Raw genomic sequence first — 16,755 nt, 5'->3', positions numbered from 1 at the left:
TATGCTTTGTAATTGTGGGGCCGTTAGCTCAGCTGGTAGAGCAGGAGGCTCTTAACCTCTGTGTCATAGGTTCGATCCCTATACGGCCCACCATTCAAAATCAGGTACCTAACTTGATTTTATATTTCCCTGCTTGTCTCAGCAATCCAAAATAATTTTTTAAAATGGACCCTCCAGCTAAGGTCTCCTCAACAATGGGTTCGCCATAATCAAGGCGCTTTGCTTGCGCCGAGCATTACGGATCGTGAGGACTGTTCTCACCAGTTTTATCAACACTCTCAAGGTTTTGAATGCACTACGAAAGTTTGAATCCATATCCTTATCTAGGGAGTGTTCATCAAACTGTGTCATTGCTTACAGGCACGCCGTCATCTCGAACGCAGTGAGAGATCTCCCAATCTTGATTTGTGCCAGCATTCGGAGATCTCTCACTGCGTTCGAGATGACATGGCATGACACAGTCGATGAAGACTCTTTTATTTAATAAAAAAATCTGCATGTCTATTAAATCTCTTTCTCAATAAAAAAGCTTGACCCTATAGTAACTATAGGCTTTATCTTGTTCATCAACAGGCAGGAGATAAGAACAATGGCGGAATGGCTGGTTAAAAGTTTAAGTCAATTGACGGGAGTTTCTGTACAGACACTGCATCATTATGATCGCATTGATTTGTTAAAACCGTCGTTACGTCTTGTTAATGGCTATCGTGTTTATACAGAAAAAGATTTATTAAAACTTCAGCAAATTATTGCCTTGAAATTTTTCGGATTTGAACTGTCACATATTAAAGAATTACTCAAGAATGACGGGGATGCCCTGGAACATTTTGCCACCCAGGCACAGGTATTAGAAAAAAAGGCGCATGCTTTGCTGGAAGGTGCTAAAGCATTAAAGAAAATTACCTCAGAGATGAATCAGAGCCAACCAATTCCCTGGAAAACATTGCTTGAACTTATTGAGGTGTATCAGATGACGGTCAAACTTGAGCATTCATGGGTTAAAGACATTTTTAGCCCTGAAGAATTAAGAGAATATGCGGCTTTTAAACGAGAAACGGATGAATCGAAGCAGCGTGTTTTTTTTGAGAAAAAACTATCTTATTTAATCCATGAAGTAGGCAGAAATTTACATTGTGATCCCTCTTCCGAAATTGGTATTCGTTTGGGCGAAGAATGCATGAAGAATATCAACCAGTTATATGGAAAGAAATATGCGCATTTGCGAACTAAACAATTTGAAAAAGGATTTGCCAATGGATTAGGACTTAGAGAAAGAGGTCTGACTTCTGAAGTTGTGAACTGGATGCAAAAAAGCATTAGCGCTTACTGGCAGGCAACTTTTTATGAACTGATTAAAACCTTTGGGGAAATTCCTGAAAAGGATTTTTTATCGTGCTGGAATGAATTAATCGATGAGCGCTGTGGGAATAATTTTGAGCATAAACAAAGGGTCTATGAGCAGTTTTTAAATGATGACAATGTACCTGATGGCATAAAAGACTGGTTAAACCATCTAATGAGAAATAACAATAATATAGGGGGTTAAAATGAAAAATATACCGGAAACAGTGGTGGTTGTGGGTGCAACCCGCGGCATTGGTTTAGGTTTTGTGGAAAAGTATTTAGCTTTAGATTGCAAAGTAATTGCCACCTATCGAGCGACTAGTAACCTGCTTAATCTAAGAAAACAACAGGAACGCTATGGCGATAAGCTAATTTTGTTGCCACTCGATTTGGCTGATACAACGCAAATTGACGCATTTACCAAAAAGGTTCATGAGTCCGAAGAAAAAATAGATTTATTGATATTGAATGCCGGAACAACCGGAAATAATGATGTCCTCAAGTTAGAGCCAAAACCTCTGGATCCAGCCACATTCTGGCCTGAGCTGGAACTTTCCAGGAAGGTGCATGAGGATGGACCATTGCGGCTGATCCTGGGGTTAGAAGATAAATTACAAAATGAAAATGCCTGCATCGTCTATTTAACCACTCCTCATGGCCTTGGTTCAAAAACTGTAGGTATTGACGCGCATGCTATGTCAAAAGCTGGAGGTCAGAGTATGATTTATAGCCGCTGCAAAGCAATGGTTAAAAAATGGGCCGATGCCTGTAAAGAGCCTGAACAACTGGCGCAAGCACCTGGCGCCTTCGCAATTTATCCTGGTTGGGTGAAAACAGATATGGGCGGCTCAAATGCCCGTCTTACAGTAGCGGACAGTGTCGACTCTATGGTTAAGGTGATTGACACTGTGATTAGTACCAAGAAATTTGCTGCAGTTTATTCATATAATGGTTCGGCAATGAACCCTAATGCCTATGCTCCTTCAGAAGAGCTGATAAAAGTAATTGCGTCAGCAGAAAAAGCAGCTCTGAAAATAGAAACGCCTGATGAATCAGCAGAGGAAGTACGCTCGCAAAATCAGCAGATGTCCAATGCCATTCTCCCGACCTTGTCTATTTTTGCGCAAAAAGAGAGTGATGTGCGTACTAGTCCTCATGTCGGCAATTCTATTCCTAATGCCAGCAATTCCTCTTCCGGGGTAATACATAATCCCTAACCCGCGACCTTACGGACAAGCCGCAGGCCGTAGGGGTACGGACATAAAGTTAAGCTCAGTTGTATATTAAACTGTCTTCCCCGCGAGGCGGGGACTTCCAATTAGCCTTAAGTTTTTCTTGACTCCAGTAGATCAATTGTGTAAATAGCCCCCTCGCCCGCGGAAGAAATTTGAGCAAAATACTTATGTTTCTCGCGGGAGAGGGTTGGGGAGAGGGTAAAAAACCGGTTTCAGCTGGAATAAAATCCACATACATTACGAGAAACTTAATATAGATAGGAACTATTGAAAGCTGTTCTAACAATAATTGGAGTTATTCCCTCTCCCCAACCCTCTCCCGCGCTTACCACCTGGATTTTAATCACTTTTCTTGCGCGGGCGAGGGGGCGCTACATCATACATTCTTAATGTCAAGAAAAACTTAAGGCTAATTGGAAGGGCGAGGATTTATCGCTGAACTAGCTGTAATGCCAATTGGGGAATGGATTCCCGCCTTCGCGGAAGGACAAAAGTCCATGACTTAATGGCATTGGGAGTAAGAGATCTTAATAGCCCGGTAAAATTTTTTTTTAATTAAAACCCAGAATTTCATCGCGAGCGGTAATGCTTTGCACAAACTCACCGACTTTTTCAGAACTGCTTATCCCCGCCAATTCTTTCGCATTGAAGCTGGTTTCCGGCATTTTCCAGCCACGTGCGCTTATAAACTGATTGAATTCATTGAGGCTATGAGGTGAATACAAACCCATGGAATTTCGTTTTGTTTCGCATACGGATTTAACCAGGGACAAAATGACGTTAGTTTCAGCGTCATTCAAATTATCTTTGGTCTCTAACCAATCATTGATTCGATTTAAGGCTGCTGCCTTGGCATCAGAACCGCTGTTAAACCATTGCTTTCGGCCGTTCTTTTTGTCTTTAATATTCTCTGACAAATCAGTAATCAACTGTTTAATCTGAGCAAGCGGCGATGGTACAAACTCAATATTATTATCTTGCAAAAGCTTTTCGAGCGCAGGAATATTCTCCTCCCCGATTTTTAACTTATAGCGGGAAGGCACAACAACCAATGGTTCACAGAATCGCATATCCTCTTCGTGATGCATCAAAGTCATCGTCAAATCTAGCAGCTTAGTGAAGATTAAGGCATTCGTGTAGCCAATACTGACCAAGGCCTCAGCAATTCTGGTTTTTTTCTCTTTGTTTTCTGAAAACATAGAGATTAGTTCTGCCGTTTGCTCATCAGAAATAGCGCTGACTTCCAAATCCCCCAGCAGCCCTTGCTGACGATGTTGATTAAGTGCCGCGGCTAAATGCAAAAGGAAGTTATCAGCAGAAATGATTAATTTCTGCCTCTCCAATAAAGCATCTCTCAGCAGCAAAGCGATTACAGTCTGTCCCTCCATTGAAAAAGTTCCATTTTCCCCATTCACCTCACAATGAATCCTGGGGATTGTAAGTTGATCATGAGCAATAATCCTTCTAATTACCTTTGTTATCAGTTTTCCTCTTACTAAGGAGTCCATATTTTCCCTTGCTTCATGTTCTGCAAACAAAGGAATGATCAAATTCTCACCAATTTTATAGTTAGTAATAGCAGCGGTGATTAACTGAACACAAGTTTGCTCTTCCGGGTTCATATCTTCAGGCATTAGCCAAGGCATAAAAGACTCCACATTACTGGTGACAATCGAATTGGGCTATTATCGCATAAATCGACTCATTTGTGTTAATATTTTAAACAAAATGTGTTTTATTAGCCGACACATCACATCACAAAATCTATCAAGGCCTTTTTATCTTTCAAGGCCTTTTTGTATAAAATCACTGATAGCCATATTGGTTCTCAGCAAATGGGGAATAATATGACCCGTGCTTTCGCAATTAAGCTTTCTTTTGATATTTTCAAAATGCTTGTCGACCGTGCGTTTTGAAATGTCGAGAATATCGGCCATTCTCTGGAAATTGAACCCAAAATAATACAGATAGATTAACTCTCTTTCTTTATGAGTTAATTCCTTATTGGCGATAAAATTAAACGGCAATAAATTAAAGTCAAAAGCCTCATCATTTACCATTGACTGCAATCGTTTATCCGACTGTTTCACCTCTAAAACAGCGTTCTGTAAACAGTCTATATGGGCTCTTTTATGCAGCTCGAACACTTCATTCATCTGCACAATAAAATCGCTCGGCAACATCAATATGTTCTCATTGGTTAACAATTTCCGGCAACGCTTGCCTAAATCCTGGCTGATTAGCTTTAACATATCCAGGTTATTCAGCGCGAAATTGCCGCCCTGGAGCGGGTCGCAATGTGCAGCGAAGGTATATATTTCAGTGTAATCAGGCTGTTTATTCGCGATATCAAAAAAATAACGATACTTATTATCCACCAGCACCTCTTTAATCACGTTGGGAAGAAGCGAGTCCTGCAAGACATCGCAGGAATAATAATTGCCGTAATTATTGGAAAGATTATCGATAATTTGTTCAGCATATAATTCATTTTCAAGGAACACATCAATTAAGGTATTGTCTGAAATAATCTGTAAATAGCGTCCCTGTAAATCAAAATACAAATACCCCCAATTGCAGATTACTGTTTTGTCAAAAATGTGCTGATAACAACCCTTGAGATAGGAGGTATACATTTTCATGTGCTTGTAGCAGTTCATTGAAGCTCACCAGGCATCGCGACTATTTTTAGTATAGCTCGCGAATTTAATCCTAAAAGCGAAAGCAGATGCAGAGCATAAAAAGCACAAATATCATATAATATAAACACTAACGCTTATTGTGATGCACCCATGCCAAGAAAACATATCGATCCCCAAAAATTTACTCTTAAGAGGAATGCGCTGAATAAGACCACGGTTAAAGCAGAAAAAACTGCAAAACCAGGTTCCCAGTGGTATTACAAACATCCCAATAATGTCCGAGCTCAGGAGAATACCCTTCCGAATCAGCATGCTTATGAACTGGAAGCCATTGCCAGTGACTTATTCCGTTTTATCCTCGGTCTCTCACGCGCGGCCAAAACACGCGTAGTAAAATCAGACTCTGTCGAGGCTGTAGCATCTCAACACAATCCAGCGGGATACAAAACCGCAAGCCCGGAAGAGTTCGAGGCCGTCATGAAGGATCCCGGAATGGTGTGGGCTCTGTCGGTTCTCAACGAAGGTGATTTGAATCCTGCTAATTTTGGCGTTAATGACAACAACGAAACGGCACATATTGATTATGATCTGAGCCTGGAACGCTTAAAGGCCCGGATGTATGGAACTACAATATATAGTAGACATGGTGCAGTCGATATACCACCCAGTGAATTGTTTGCAGTTCTGCTCCCCCGGATGGAAAGAGATGAAAAGGATTTACAATCAGAACCAGGAAAGATAGAAATCCGGAAAAAATTCTTTCCCATATTGCTGAAAAGCCTTCTGCTCACTCCAGATGTCCTGGATACGATTAGCGCCCGTCACACCGAGCTCCCCTTATTACGAGAGGGCTTAAAAACTTTTATGGCTGAGCAACTGGATCCTGTGGACAAGCTTCTTGGCTCAAAAGCCCTTGCTGAATACCTCATCAATACTAACTTTCAGCAACTCGAACCTGAGCTTAAACAGTTTTTTAAATTTGAATTTAAATTGAATGAGCGCGAAGCAGACAGATTATTGGCAGCCATTGAGGATCGATTTATCAGCGTGAAACTTTTATCTTTTGATAAAAACCCGGAACTGCTGAAACGCTATGTAGAAACTCCCAGGAGTGAGGAGGCTCAGGCAAAACTCCTTAAAAATATGAGACTGCTGGCAGCTACTCATTCACTTGAAAATATACCAGCCCTATTGCATCGACTGGGTAAGGACCATTACGCAATCAGTGATTTTAATGATACCAAAACACTGGAAAGCTATCTGCCGAAAATACGGCAGGGCGAAGCCAGTCAGTGTAAACGAGTCCTCGGTCAATTATACCGGGAAACTCAGTCACCTGATTATACAGGTGACAGCCAACAGTCTGTTTTAATCAAAAAAAATTTGCTGGGCCATCAACTGGAATCCAATGATTTCAGGGCAATCAAGGCAACCTCTTATACCATAGACACCTTTGCAGATGACCCGGATTTATTGAAAAAGTATTTAACTCAATACCACCAGAATGATTATGAGCAGTACAGTGTCATTCTCAAGCAATTATGCGAACAGGCGCAACAAAGCAATATTCCAAAAGACTCCTCCCAGTATCGTCTGCTCAGTAAATTGCAGCAGCTGGATGACTACAAGCAGCAGCGAAAGGGACAAGCAGAATACAAGCATTATCACGGGTACTTTTTCGGTTACTCGAAAACCGAAAAGCTGGCGGCTGTTAAAGGAGGAGAGGAGCAGTTGCTCGGCATTACTGCTGTTCTTGATAAAAAGCAGGAGAAAGCCTTAAATCAGGGTGAGTTAAAAAGCAGATGGAATGGTCCATCTTGAGTAAGCATTTTTGCCGTCTTTGCGAACAAAGTGAAGCAACCCAGATCGAAACTGGAAAAAAGTCAAGATCTGGATTGCTTCGCTGACGCTCGCAAAGACAGATTTTTATGCACTTATCTTAACCTTCCATCAGCTTATGTGGCAAACTTTCCAGACGACCGGCCTGAGTGACCACCACATAATCGAGTTTGCGTTGCAACTCACTGATGCTATCAGCACCGGCATAGGTTAAACCGGAACGTAAACCGCCAATAATATCGGCAATGGTGCCATCCTGAGTGTCACGATATTGCACTTCGGTTGCGACTCCCTCAGCTGTTTTCCATTCATTCATTTGCCCGTGGAAATCTTCCTGCGCTTCACGCGAAGCCATGCCGCGATAGCGCTTGACCTTGCGTCCATCTTCTTTGGTAATAACTTCCCCGGGCGTAGGCTCAGAACCCGCCAGCATACCGCCAATCATTACGAAATCAGCGCCAAAAGCGAGCGCTTTCACGATATCTCCGGAGGTTCTAATCCCGCCGTCCGCGACAATGGAACGATCAGTCCGTGCGCACTCCTGTATGCAGGTTAACATGGGGATACCGAAGCCGGTTTTAATACGCGTGCTGCATACGGAGCCGCCGCCGACTCCTGCCTTAATAATATCAGCGCCGCAAGAAGCCAGATAATCAGCGCCGGCATAGGTAGCGACATTTCCCGCCATAATACAGCGGTCGCCGACGATTTTACGAAGCTCCTTCAGCATCTTGCCCACATACTTGGCATGACCATGCGCCACATCTACGCAAAAATAATCAGCCCCCGCGTCGCGCAGCGCCTCCGCTCTTTGTAACTCCGCATCAGAACATCCCACCGAAACGAACACTGGCCCAAGACATTGCTTAAACTCGCTGATATTCTCCTCAATACTTAAAAAGCGATGCAAAGCGCCCATGCCGCCTTTGCTGTGCATGAAATTGGCCATTTTGCTTTCGGTGATGGTGTCCATGTTGGAACTGATCACCGGCAATTGCAGCTTGAGCTTACCCAGTCTGTCTTGCATGCTGATATCAACGACACGTCGCGATTCATGATGATTATAAGCAGGCACCAATAAGACGTCGTCAAATGTAATGGCTTGAGTGTGCATTGTTTATCCTTTGTAAAACGCGTACTATAAATGGTCTGCCGCATAATGTGCAAGCCTTGATCGCTCTCCACGCGTTAAAGTCATATGCGCACTGTGTTGCCAATGCTTAAATCGGTCCACGGCAAAGGTCAGTCCCGAGGTCCTTTCTGTTAAATAAGGTGTATCAATCTGCTTGATATCTCCAAGGCAAATAATTTTGCTTCCGGGGCCTGCACGGGTCACCAGGGTTTTAATCTGTTTGGCTGTCAGGTTCTGCGCTTCATCGATAATGATATAGCGGTTCAGAAAGGTACGGCCGCGCATAAAATTCAATGAGCGGATTTTGATTTTATTCTGCAGTAAATCCTGGGTGGCACCACGCCCGAAACTTCCCCCTTCCTGCGAACTGTGAAGCACCTCAAGATTATCCATCAGAGCACCCATCCATGGAGTCATTTTTTCTTCTTCTGTTCCGGGTAAGAATCCAATATCTTCACCTACTGGAATAGTAATGCGAGTCATCAGAATTTCATTATAACGATTCTGATCCAGTACCTGGGTCAAACCGGCAGCGATAGTCAGCAGCGTCTTGCCGGTACCTGCGGAACCTTGCAGAGTAACAAAATCAATATCCTGATCCAGCAAGAGATTTAAAGCGAAATTCTGCTCGCGATTACGCGCATTAATTCCCCAGACGCCATGTTTGGCCTGCGTATAGTCTCTGGCAACCTGAACCACCGCATGCTCGGGTGTGAGTTGTTTAACAATGCCCTGGAATTGATTATCGCGCGTACTGATGCAGTCATTATAATACCAGTGCTTAATCAGCGGACCGCTGATTTTATAATACGACCGTCCCCCTTCCTGCCAGGCATTCATATCCTTGCCATGCGCATCCCAGAAGTCATTTTCCAGAATATGGAGACCACTGTGTAAAAGATTAACATCATCAACTACCAGATCATTGTAATAATCTTCCGCTAAAATCCCGAGAATACCGGCTTTTATACGCAGATTGATGTCTTTAGAAATGATAATGACCTGACGCGGGGCGAACTGTTTCTGCAGGCCAAGAGCGGTCGCCAGAATGGTGTTATCCGCTTTGTGTCCGGGGAGAGAAATTGGCCTCACCCCTTCAAATTCATGGGTTTGAAAAAACAGGCGGCCGCTGCCTTTGTGATCATGATTACTGAGAACGCCATTTAGCGGCAAACCAGCCACAACCTCCTGATGAGTAGCATGCGCCATTAACTCCACCAGCATACGGTTCACCTGGCGTACGTTGCGCGCCACTTCCGACAAACCGGTTTTATGACTGTCAAGCTCCTCGAGAACAACCATGGGTAAGTAAATATCGTGTTCGTCAAAACGATAAATAGCAGTGGGATCATGCATCAGGATATTGGTGTCGAGTACAAATAACTTTTTAGTATCCATAAGACCGCCTTATTATAGTAGTCATCAACACAACTCACTCCCTGCATAGATCATGCCTGAAGTGCTTTCAACTCATCCAGAACTTCCTTCACGTGATTGTCCACGCTGACCTTGCGCCATTCCTTGCGCAATACCCCTTCAGGATCAATCAGGAAGGTGCTGCGTTCAATTCCCCTGACCTGCTTGCCGTACATCATTTTCATTTTGATGACATCAAACAAATTACAAATGGCTTCATCCTGATCACTTATTAATTCAAATGGCAGTTCCTGCTTGCATTTAAATTTATCATGCGAGCTAAGACTGTCGCGGGAAATTCCAAGAATTTCAGCATTGAGATGTTTAAATCTGGAGTGGGCATCACGGAAATTCTGACTCTCCAGAGTACAGCCGGGTGTCGCGTCCTTTGGATAAAAATAAAGCACAAGCCATTTGCCGCGATAATCACTAAGTTTCTGCTCAAGATCATTTGTGGCAACAAATTGAAAATCCTTAACCAGTTCACCTGTTTTCATAGTAATTCCCTGATTTAAAGTTAATATCCTAGTACAATTCGCAAGAAATAACCTCTCTTTTTATTAATCTGCATACTATAAATCACTTACTCAGAGTATAATTCCAACATTTAGTAATCCGAAGAATTCATTATGTCAAACGACAACTCTAAAAACTCAAGCATTGCGCTTAATAAAAAAGCACGGTTTGATTATTTCATCGAAAACGAATACGAGGCGGGGATCGTTCTGCAGGGATGGGAAGTCAAAAGCCTGCGGGCAGGAAAAATTAATTTGTCCGATGCGCATGTGATTGTAAAATACGGCGAGGCATTTTTACTGGGCGCCCAGATTCAACCCTTGCCCACTGCTGCCGCTCATTTACAGCCAGACCCCACTCGCACCCGTAAATTACTGTTAAACCGCCAGGAGCTTAATCAACTCATCGGCAGCGTCGAACGCCAGGGATATACCTTAATCCCCTTGTCTCTGTATTGGAAAAAAAACCGCGTCAAGATGAAGCTGGCTTTGGCAAAAGGTAAAAAAACGCATGATAAGCGGGATAGTATCAAAGAACGTGACTGGCAGCGTGAGCGGGCAAGGCTGATGAAGAAGCGTTGATGAGGCAGGTTATTGCAGACTAAAACTTAATCCCTTACCCAGCCATTCTCATCATAACACACCATGTCTTTCCAGGTTATATTTGACAATAAATCATTGAGAGTTCTAATCTAAATGGATGAGGGCTGGTGCTATTGTCATTCCCGCGCAGGGATGACAGTTAAATTTAATTTATGGACGTGATCAGCAGCCCATGTTACACCCTGTTCTTCAGGCAAGATCAGGTTTTACAGACTCTAAGGAGAGAGCTATGCCAAACTGCACCAGGATGTGCCGGTTTTTGTTTGTTATTATGCTGTGGCTGCCCTTTGGCCTTTCTGCTGCACCAGCAGTTAAAGCGATGGTAATTTTTGGCGACAGTTTGTCTGACACAGGCAATACAACCCACCTGCTTAAAGCATTGCGGCAAGATGAACATCCTGCCTTTCTGGTTAAACCTCTTAAAGTGTTTGTAATAAACAAAATGACTGAATTTGCCAATGATTACTATGTGCCGCAGGTGGTACTGGATTCAGGTATTGATTTGGTCACCCATTTTTTTGATGAGGATTTGGCCCCCTTACTAGCCAATTTAATCGGTAAAGTGAGACAGGTTCCTGTTTTGCCAGGCGATCCCTACTGGCAGCATCATTTTTCAAATGGCCGTATCTGGAGTGAATACCTGGCGCCGATGCTTAATGTCGATCGTGAGGATTTGCGCGTTTTCGATGATCAGGCATTTGGCGGCAGTTGGGCGGTGAGCTATGATTATCAACTGACTGTGTGGAATTTAATCCGCCATCCAATCAATACTCTGAAAACACTGGTGGTCGGAAAATTAATTCCCCCGAGTCTTGGATTGACGATTCAATCCTATTTATTGGTCCATGAACGCCTGGACAGCCAGACGATTTATTTTGTGTTCAGCGGGGCTAATGACTATGTTAACGTCTTAAAATTTGAGGACAATTATAATCCGGCGGTAATGAACAGCTATATTGATAATGTGCTGGACGGCCTGGGTTCAGGGGTAAAAAAACTGGTCAGCGCAGGAGCCACGCATATTGTGGTCATTGGATTACCTGAAATTGGTCATATTCCCAAATTCAACCGTACCTATGACCGTCCGGTTCTTAATAACGCCATTCAGCAGCATAATGAACGCCTGGCTCTTCGAGTTGAAGAATGGCGGCTGATCATGCCTCAGGTCGACTTTCTCTTCATTCCCGTTCAGTCTTATTTTGAAAAAGCCTTAAACAATCCGGAACAGTTTGGCATAAACAATACCATGGATGCCTGCATCGATATTAAACTTCCAATGTTCAATACGCTTGTCGCTTCCCCATTCGCAGGAAACTACGTTCTTGAGTATTTGCAGGTTCTTCACTATCGCGACAGTAATTTTGCGGCAGGTGATAAAAATTATCATGTCTGCGATAATCCGGACGCCTATTTATTCTGGGACGAATTACATCCTACAACCCGTGTTCACCGCTATCTCGCCTATGAAATTTGTGAGGCAATGAAAGAGCATGGTTATCGAACTCAATGCCAGACACCTACAAATCTTTAGATTGTGGGGGTTTTTGTGGCATAATTTCAGGTTCTTTACAATGAATAAAAAGCCCGGTCTTGTTATATAGGCAATAATTAAAATATGAAGGAGCCATTATTATGTGTGGAATCATCGGAGCAATCTCCCAACGAGATGTGAGTCGTATTTTGCTGGAGGGTTTGCGCCGTCTGGAATATCGTGGATATGATTCAGCAGGTATTGCAGTTATCGATTCGCATAGCCGTCTGAAACGTGTTCGCATGCAAGGCAAGGTCCAGGCATTGGCAGACGCCATGCAGGAAACCGCCATTGCCGGTACGACAGGGATTGCACACACTCGCTGGGCAACTCACGGAAAACCCTGCGAACTTAATGCGCACCCTCATTTATCACATAATGAAATCGCCATAGTCCACAATGGCATCATTGAAAACCATGAAGCACTCCGGGAAGATCTAAAGACCAAAGGCTATCAATTTACCTCAGAGACCGATACAGAAGTCGCCGCTCATTTAGTTCATCACTTTTATCAGCAGCATGAAAACCTTTTGCGTGCTGTCCAGGAAGCAAGCTCTGCCATGCATGGGGCTTTTGCCATTGGCGTGATCCATCAGCAACGCCCTCATGAGCTCATTGCACTACGCAAGGGAAGCCCGCTTGTGATTGGCATAGGAATCGATGAGATGTTCATTGCCTCAGATCCGCTGGCCTTGCGGTCGTTCGCGCAATCGGTGATTTATCTGGAAGAAGGCGATAGCGCCCGGCTGCATAAAGGACAGGTAGAACTGTTTAATGCACAGCTAAAACCAGTTAAACGTCCCCATCATCCGCTGGAAGATGATGGCCAGTCAGCCAGCAAAGGCCCTTATCGCCATTTTATGCTGAAAGAAATTTACGAACAAACCAAGGTTTTGACCGATACGCTTGAGGGCCGTATTCAAAGCATCGATATACTTAAAGCCAGTTTTGGAGAACGTGCGAATCACATTTTTCCGCAAGTCAGGCAAATCCATATTGTCGCCTGCGGCACCAGCTACCATGCCGGATTAGTCGCGCGCTATTGGCTCGAATCTCTGACAGGCATTCCCACTCAGGTTGAAATTGCCAGCGAATATCGATACCGCGACGTTGTTGTTGAAAAAAACACTCTTTTTATCACTGTTTCTCAGTCCGGTGAAACAGCCGATACACTGGCTGCTCTTTACAAGGCAAAAAATTCAAACTATCTGGCCACATTGTCCATTTGCAATATTGCCACCAGCACTCTGGTCAGAGAATCTGATTGTGTTTTCCTGACCCGCGCAGGATTAGAGATTGGCGTGGCATCAACCAAGGCGTTTACTACGCAATTGGCCGCCTTTTTAATGTTGGCTGCTGCATTATGTAAAGACGAAAGAGCGAATACAGTATTGCAGCAGTTGCAGGAATTGCCCTCATGCTGTGAGCGCGCTTTGCAAATGAGTAATGAAATTGAGAGCTTATCGGCATTATTCGTTTCAAAATCCCACACCCTGTTTCTGGGAAGGGGAACGCAATATCCCGTCGCTCTGGAAGGCGCACTCAAATTGAAAGAGATCTCCTACATTCATGCGGAGGCCTATCCCGCCGGTGAGCTTAAACATGGCCCTCTGGCGCTGGTTGACAAACATATGCCGGTCATTGCCGTCGCTCCCAATGATGAATTACTTGATAAATTAAAGTCCAATCTTCACGAAGTCAGTGCACGTGGCGGCCAGCTGATTGTTTTTGCAGACGACTCTCACAAATGGCAGCCCAATGGGGCCAGACTCATCCCTGTTCCCGCCTGTGGATCATGGATAGCCCCCATTGTTTATACCATTCCTTTGCAGTTACTTGCCTACTATGTAGCCGTAGCCAAAGGTACGGATGTGGATCAGCCGCGCAATCTGGCCAAGTCAGTAACGGTAGAGTAATCCTGTTATTAATAAATTGAAAAGCGGTATTCGTTCTTAATTTATTGATTGAAATTCACCTGGCCCGACCGTTTACGATCGGGCTATGTAAAAAGATAAATCAATGAGTACTCCCAAATACCTGCTTATTGTATATAATCACCGCTGAAAATCTCGCAAATTAAATACTGATAAGTATATAATGCTGGCGATTTAACAGTTTTGTCTTACGGGGATGTGAATGTCACAAAAAATGCTGTCGGCTGCAACCATCATTGCACAGGAATTGAAAGTGAATGTTTCTCAGGTAGAAACCAGCATTCGCTTATTGGATGAGGGCGCCACTGTTCCTTTTATTTCCCGCTATCGTAAAGAAGTAACGGGCGGACTTGATGACAACCAATTGCGACACCTGGAATCGCGCCTCTATTATCTGCGCGAAATGGATGAACGTCGTAATGTCATTCTTCAGTCGATTAAAGAGCAGGAAAAATTAACACCAGAACTTGAAGCCAGCATTCTTGCCGCTGACACCAAAACAAGGCTTGAGGACTTATATCTGCCCTACCGCCCCAAACGCCGCACCAAAGCACAGATTGCCCGTGAAGCAGGACTCGAACCGCTGGCCACATCGCTCCTGGCAGATCCCAACTTATCCCCCGAACAGGAAGCGCTCAAATTCATTAATGCTGAGGCAGGCATTGAAGATGAAAAAGCAGCACTGGAAGGTGCACGACAAATCCTCATGGAGCAATTTGCAGAAAATGCTGAACTGATTAACGAGCTGCGCGAGTATTTATGGCAACATGCTGTTTTAAAATCAACAGGCAGTGCCACCAGTAGCGACAAGAAAAATAATGCCAGCAAATTCTCGGATTATTTTGCTTATGAAGAACCATTAAAAAAAATCCCCTCTCACCGTGCCCTGGCATTATTCCGCGGGCGTCGGGAAAGCGTTTTACAATTATCGCTTCAGCTCAATGACAATGAGAATTACGGTGAAGAGCATGTGGGCCGCTATTTCGGTATTGTCGATCAAAAACGTGCCGCTGATGCCTGGCTCCAGGAAACAGTCCGTATGACCTGGAAAATTAAATTATTCACCAAACTTGAGCTTGAATTACTGGCCCGTTTACGAGAAGCAGCGGATGAAGAAGCAATCCAGGTGTTCGCCAGAAATTTACGCGGCTTACTGCTCGGTGCCCCAGCCGGACAAAAAATTACCATAGGTCTTGATCCCGGCATCCGTACCGGCGTGAAGGTGGTAGTCGTTGATATCACCGGAAAACTGCTCGACTACACTACTATCTTCCCCTTTGCACCACACAATGAATGGCATCAGTCCATCGCTGAGCTCGCCAAACTGGCTGCCCGCCATAATGTCAATCTGCTCAGTATTGGCAATGGAACCGGCTCCAGAGACACCGAGCGTTTGGTTGCTGATCTGATGAAAATGTATCCTGATCTGAAATTGACTAAAATCGTGGTGAATGAAGCAGGGGCTTCTGTCTATTCCGCCTCCGAATTAGCAGCCAATGAATTTCCTGATTTGGACGTAACATTACGCGGCGCTGTTTCCATTGCCAGACGCCTTCAGGATCCTCTGGCAGAGCTGGTTAAAATTGAGCCTAAGTCGATTGGTGTAGGGCAATATCAGCACGATGTAAATCAGACACGTCTGGCGCGTAGCCTTGACGCAGTAGTAGAAGACTGTGTGAATAGCGTTGGGGTCGATGTCAATACGGCCTCGGTTTCTCTGCTGACTCGCGTTTCAGGCTTAAATGAAACCTTAGCGAAAAACCTGGTGCAGTATCGCGATGAAAATGGTGTATTCAGCAGCCGTGAAGAACTGAAAAAGGTTCCGCGCATGGGAGAGAAAACCTTCCAGCAGGCTGCCGGTTTCCTGCGGATTATGAATGGGGCAAATCCACTTGACGCCTCTTCAGTACATCCGGAAGCCTATCCTCTGGTTGAAAAAATACTGGCCAGACATAATGTTGAAATCCGACAAATTATTGGAAATCATAAACTCCTGAACAGCGTTAACGCCGCAGAGTTTGCCGATGATCAATTCGGTTTACCCACCATTCGTGATGTGCTTCGTGAGCTGGAAAAACCTGGACGCGATCCACGTCCTGAGTTCAAAACCGCCTCCTTTAAAGAGGGTGTGGAAGATATTAGCCAGCTGGAAACAGGTATGATTCTCGAAGGCGTCGTCAGCAATGTGACTAATTTTGGTGCCTTTGTCGACGTCGGTGTTCATCAGGATGGTTTAGTTCATATTTCAGCAATGACTAATCGCTTTATCAGTGACCCGCACACTATTGTAAAAGCCGGCGATATCGTCAAAGTGAAGGTGGTCGAAGTCGACAAGGAACGACGACGAATTGGCTTAAGCATGATTCTTGATGAGGAAAAGTCAAACGTTTCGGTGAGAAAGCCCGGCAAGCCAACCGAATCAGCCAAAAACCCGGGGCCGAAAAAAGTATTAAAAGGCTCTAAGCCAGCCCATGATAAGAAACAGCCCGAAAAGCCGGTTAAAAAAGGCGTGTTTAATACGGCAATGGCCGATGCCCTGTCCAAATTGAAACGTGGTTCCTGAT

General features: G+C 44.2%; 12 protein-coding genes and 1 tRNA gene. 8 read left to right on the top strand and 5 right to left on the bottom strand.

What is annotated here, in order from left to right:
• Positions 1 to 17: 17 nt before the first annotated feature.
• The 3 genes from E1O89_RS09115 to E1O89_RS09105 all read left to right on the top strand — a co-directional run bounded on the left by E1O89_RS09115 (position 18) and on the right by E1O89_RS09105 (position 2,561).
• A tRNA-Lys gene (locus tag E1O89_RS09115) sits at positions 18 to 93 on the top strand.
• Positions 94 to 589: 496 nt separating this feature from the next.
• Entirely contained in the window at positions 590 to 1,546 is a 957-nt protein-coding gene (locus tag E1O89_RS09110; RefSeq protein ID WP_133139896.1) for a MerR family transcriptional regulator, read from the top strand.
• A 1-nt stretch (position 1,547) separates the two neighbouring features.
• Positions 1,548 to 2,561 carry an SDR family NAD(P)-dependent oxidoreductase gene (locus E1O89_RS09105; RefSeq protein WP_133139895.1) on the top strand — a complete coding sequence of 338 codons (1,014 nt, stop codon included), beginning with the start codon at positions 1,548 to 1,550 and terminating at the stop codon, positions 2,559 to 2,561.
• A 569-nt stretch (positions 2,562 to 3,130) separates the two neighbouring features.
• Here the strand turns inward: E1O89_RS09105 and E1O89_RS09100 are convergent.
• Both E1O89_RS09100 and E1O89_RS09095 read right to left on the bottom strand, forming a co-directional pair.
• A complete protein-coding gene (locus tag E1O89_RS09100) occupies positions 3,131 to 4,225 on the bottom strand; it encodes a hypothetical protein (RefSeq protein ID WP_133139894.1) in 1,095 nt (364 codons plus the stop codon).
• A 132-nt stretch (positions 4,226 to 4,357) separates the two neighbouring features.
• Complete coding sequence (locus E1O89_RS09095) at positions 4,358 to 5,239, bottom strand: helix-turn-helix transcriptional regulator (RefSeq protein WP_133139893.1); 882 nt, start codon at positions 5,237 to 5,239, stop codon at positions 4,358 to 4,360.
• Positions 5,240 to 5,371: 132 nt separating this feature from the next.
• Here E1O89_RS09095 and E1O89_RS09090 point away from each other — a divergent pair, with 132 nt between their 5' ends.
• Positions 5,372 to 7,042, top strand: a complete 1,671-nt coding sequence (locus E1O89_RS09090) for a hypothetical protein (RefSeq protein ID WP_133139892.1) — start codon at positions 5,372 to 5,374, stop codon at positions 7,040 to 7,042.
• 118 nt (positions 7,043 to 7,160) lie between these two features.
• On the opposite strand, the gene E1O89_RS09085 is transcribed toward E1O89_RS09090, so the two are convergent.
• From E1O89_RS09085 to E1O89_RS09075, 3 genes are read right to left on the bottom strand one after another with little or no spacing between them, the layout of a single operon-like run.
• Complete coding sequence (locus tag E1O89_RS09085; RefSeq protein WP_133139891.1) at positions 7,161 to 8,174, bottom strand: guanosine monophosphate reductase; 1,014 nt, start codon at positions 8,172 to 8,174, stop codon at positions 7,161 to 7,163.
• A 24-nt stretch (positions 8,175 to 8,198) separates the two neighbouring features.
• Complete coding sequence (locus E1O89_RS09080; RefSeq protein ID WP_133139890.1) at positions 8,199 to 9,590, bottom strand: PhoH family protein; 1,392 nt, start codon at positions 9,588 to 9,590, stop codon at positions 8,199 to 8,201.
• Between the two features lie 50 nt (positions 9,591 to 9,640).
• Positions 9,641 to 10,105 carry a peroxiredoxin gene (locus tag E1O89_RS09075; protein WP_112219514.1) on the bottom strand — a complete coding sequence of 155 codons (465 nt, stop codon included), beginning with the start codon at positions 10,103 to 10,105 and terminating at the stop codon, positions 9,641 to 9,643.
• A gap of 132 nt (positions 10,106 to 10,237) precedes the next feature.
• Between E1O89_RS09075 and smpB the strand changes: the two genes are divergently transcribed.
• The 4 genes from smpB (at position 10,238) to E1O89_RS09055 (ending at position 16,754) form a co-directional block, all read left to right on the top strand.
• On the top strand, positions 10,238 to 10,705 hold the full coding sequence (gene smpB, locus E1O89_RS09070) for an SsrA-binding protein SmpB (protein WP_058507067.1): 468 nt from the start codon (positions 10,238 to 10,240) through the stop codon (positions 10,703 to 10,705).
• 250 nt (positions 10,706 to 10,955) lie between these two features.
• Positions 10,956 to 12,257 (top strand): lysophospholipase/glycerophospholipid:cholesterol acyltransferase PlaC, encoded by a 1,302-nt coding sequence (gene plaC / locus E1O89_RS09065; RefSeq protein WP_133139889.1) that lies wholly within the window; start codon positions 10,956 to 10,958, stop codon positions 12,255 to 12,257.
• A 101-nt stretch (positions 12,258 to 12,358) separates the two neighbouring features.
• The gene (gene glmS / locus E1O89_RS09060) at positions 12,359 to 14,173 is read left to right on the top strand and encodes a glutamine--fructose-6-phosphate transaminase (isomerizing) (protein ID WP_133139888.1); all 1,815 of its coding nucleotides are present in this window, start codon (positions 12,359 to 12,361) and stop codon (positions 14,171 to 14,173) included.
• 220 nt (positions 14,174 to 14,393) lie between these two features.
• Positions 14,394 to 16,754: a Tex family protein gene (locus tag E1O89_RS09055; protein WP_133139887.1), complete on the top strand. Its 2,361-nt coding sequence runs from the start codon at positions 14,394 to 14,396 to the stop codon at positions 16,752 to 16,754.
• Position 16,755 lies beyond the last annotated feature (1 nt).

Origin of the sequence: Legionella genomosp. 1 (assembly GCF_900640215.1) — a bacterium.
In the GTDB taxonomy this organism is placed as follows: Bacteria; Pseudomonadota; Gammaproteobacteria; order Legionellales; family Legionellaceae; genus Legionella_C; species Legionella_C quinlivanii_A.
Note: the sequence above shows the minus strand (reverse complement) of the source record. Positions and strands in the feature narration are given on the sequence as shown.

Excerpts from the sequence above, each read along its gene's own strand:
- plaC (WP_133139889.1), top strand. The coding sequence starts at position 10,956 with ATGCCAAACTGCACCAGGATGTGCCGGTTTTTGTTTGTTATTATGCTG.
- E1O89_RS09085 (WP_133139891.1), bottom strand. The coding sequence starts at position 8,174 with ATGCACACTCAAGCCATTACATTTGACGACGTCTTATTGGTGCCTGCT.
- E1O89_RS09095 (WP_133139893.1), bottom strand. The coding sequence starts at position 5,239 with ATGAACTGCTACAAGCACATGAAAATGTATACCTCCTATCTCAAGGGT.
- glmS (WP_133139888.1), top strand. The coding sequence starts at position 12,359 with ATGTGTGGAATCATCGGAGCAATCTCCCAACGAGATGTGAGTCGTATT.
- E1O89_RS09055 (WP_133139887.1), top strand. The coding sequence starts at position 14,394 with ATGTCACAAAAAATGCTGTCGGCTGCAACCATCATTGCACAGGAATTG.
- E1O89_RS09105 (WP_133139895.1), top strand. The coding sequence starts at position 1,548 with ATGAAAAATATACCGGAAACAGTGGTGGTTGTGGGTGCAACCCGCGGC.
- E1O89_RS09080 (WP_133139890.1), bottom strand. The coding sequence starts at position 9,590 with ATGGATACTAAAAAGTTATTTGTACTCGACACCAATATCCTGATGCAT.
- E1O89_RS09100 (WP_133139894.1), bottom strand. The coding sequence starts at position 4,225 with ATGCCTTGGCTAATGCCTGAAGATATGAACCCGGAAGAGCAAACTTGT.
- E1O89_RS09090 (WP_133139892.1), top strand. The coding sequence starts at position 5,372 with ATGCCAAGAAAACATATCGATCCCCAAAAATTTACTCTTAAGAGGAAT.
- E1O89_RS09110 (WP_133139896.1), top strand. The coding sequence starts at position 590 with ATGGCGGAATGGCTGGTTAAAAGTTTAAGTCAATTGACGGGAGTTTCT.
- smpB (WP_058507067.1), top strand. The coding sequence starts at position 10,238 with ATGTCAAACGACAACTCTAAAAACTCAAGCATTGCGCTTAATAAAAAA.
- E1O89_RS09075 (WP_112219514.1), bottom strand. The coding sequence starts at position 10,105 with ATGAAAACAGGTGAACTGGTTAAGGATTTTCAATTTGTTGCCACAAAT.